General features: G+C 42.6%; 2 protein-coding genes and 1 pseudogene. All 3 read right to left on the reverse strand.

Features of this window, described 5'->3' with window-relative positions:
* Window positions 1-1,397, reverse strand: a 1,397-nt coding sequence (locus tag AC1DUO_RS24315; protein WP_477989158.1) for a type II and III secretion system protein, incomplete at its 3' end; no start/stop codon positions are given.
* A gap of 23 nt (window positions 1,398-1,420) precedes the next feature.
* Complete coding sequence (locus AC1DUO_RS24320; RefSeq protein WP_240433015.1) at window positions 1,421-1,861, reverse strand: TcpQ domain-containing protein; 441 nt, start codon at window positions 1,859-1,861, stop codon at window positions 1,421-1,423.
* A 58-nt stretch (window positions 1,862-1,919) separates the two neighbouring features.
* Window positions 1,920-2,133, reverse strand: a pseudogene (locus AC1DUO_RS24325) (type II secretion system protein); the annotation flags it as partial.

Here is a 2,133-nt window from a genome sequence, read left to right on the forward strand (position 1 = left end):
GTATTTTCATTGTCAGCAGTACTTTGACCATAACCTAACATCTGGTATTCCTTGTCTTTGCTTAATTCATTTAGTTCATATTTTGCAACCATCAGTAAACTACCAGGGTTCACTGCTGTTGAATTAAACATTTCAGTTGTCGTGACATTGGGTAACTGAACCGTATCAAACACATCTATAGAGTTTAACTGGCTCTTGGTAAATCCACTGGTGACTTCGACACGACCATCGGTCATGACACGCGGAGTAATAATAAAGCTGGTGCCGGTAATGATTTCAGCGGTTTCGATCTCGACATCCTCGTCTCCGCTGTCTTTATTCACCGTGCGGGTACGGCCTGAGACGTAGTGCTGAGAATTAGTCATGTTGAGAGGAATGGGGGTGTTATTGCGTGTCACAAACGAACCACTTTGCAGCACCTTACTCCCGGTAAGTGAATACAGGGCATTTAGCTTCGCATCGATACTCAGTGCACGATCAGCGCCGCCAGCGACAGTCATACCGCCCCCTAACATATCCATCATTGACGTATCAATGACGACGCTGCTGCCCCCATCTATGTAAGACATATTCAGGCCAGCACCGTACTCTTCCAATTTCTCTTTATTAAGAGTGAAAATTTTGTATGTGACGACAAATTGCCGGTTATTATCGTCCTGATATTTTTTTAAGACGTCGCTCAGGACTTTATACTCTGACGGACGCCCGGTAAGCGTAACAATGGAGGCATCTTTAAAAATACTGTACATGCCGCTTGAAACATACTTCTCTGCCATGTCTTCGACATCATCCCAGAATGATGATTCGAATTTGGTTTCAGACTTTCCTTCCAGTCCGCCGTTACTGACTGCATCATTAGATAAGTCCAGACTGGCCTCGAACTTATTGTTCTCACCATAAAAATCAAGCTTAATAGCATAGACACTATAAGCATCGATTTTAAGAATATTATTCTCATCCAGATTGGCTTTTACATCGTACAGCGCGGAAATGTAACGCATGAACTCTTCAAAGGTTCCGGTGAAATTGATGCTGTGCGGCTCGATGCTGACTTTGCCGGCATCAGTTCCTTTCTGGCCAGGAATAGCCAAATTCATTCTGTGGCTAACCCCGGTTTGCGCCAGCAATACATCCAGAACGGTATTCAGGTCTGTAGGTTCATAAGAATTTATGGTGACTTTTTTAGCCAGTAAAATCTGACGCGTAGAACTGTAGTCTACTTTCGTGCCTAAATAAGCCGTGTCATATTTCACATAGGGCTTAACCTTCATTTCATCCGCAGACGTCGCGCCAGGTATAGCGTCTTTCACATTGCTACGTGAAAATTGTTTGTTGAAACTTTCTGCGCAACCTTGCAAGAGAAGAAACGCTATCATTAATCCAATTTTGGTTTTCATATCCCTATCCCGAAATAATTCCGTTACATATCATCAATAAGTAATACGTGATTCTTCTGATAATTTTTAATAATCAACCCGTAGTTTTCAGAAGAAAATAGCTTTCCTAACTCTGTCAGAACTTCATCGTCATTGTTTCCCACGAGGGCAATATGACTATAAATTAAGTAATCATTTTTGCTTTGCCAGAGCAGTTTATAACCCGCCTGTTCTGCCCATGTTTTAATTCCCTGACTTAACAGTTCACCACTGTTCAGTGTCAGCGTGACACTCACCGTTGCCGGAGTCAGAACAGAGATACTATCCCCACCAGAGAAAGGATTTCGCGGTGCGTCAGCCGGTTTACTTACAGGGGGAACCGAAGATGAATGTGATAAACTGCCATCTGCATTCACTGTCGCGTACGCACATTGTCCAAGGGCTATGAATAAAATCGTTATGCATCCCGCTATTTTAAATTTCATTTTCCTTCATCCTGAAAATTGTTAAAAACCTATTTTTAAATCATATATCAATGTTGAATTAATCCGGTGGCATGGGTACATGAGCATCCAGTTCAGGTTGCTTTATTGAACTACACCATGAGGTCAGTACAACGGAAAGTGAACTCGGATTAATAACGCTAACACCTTGCCCCGTCACATTGTCAAAAACACCGCTGGTTGCACTGATCACCCAGTAATCGCCGTTGGCATCATCTTTAATAAGATTCACTTGCACGGCGACRCCACTTAAA

The sequence above is a fragment of the Rahnella sp. P4_A8 genome, from assembly GCF_056402435.1.

What these genes read in the sequence shown, in the direction of transcription:
- AC1DUO_RS24320 (WP_240433015.1), bottom strand. Translation starts at nt 1,861, where the DNA reads ATGAAATTTAAAATAGCGGGATGCATAACGATTTTATTCATAGCCCTT.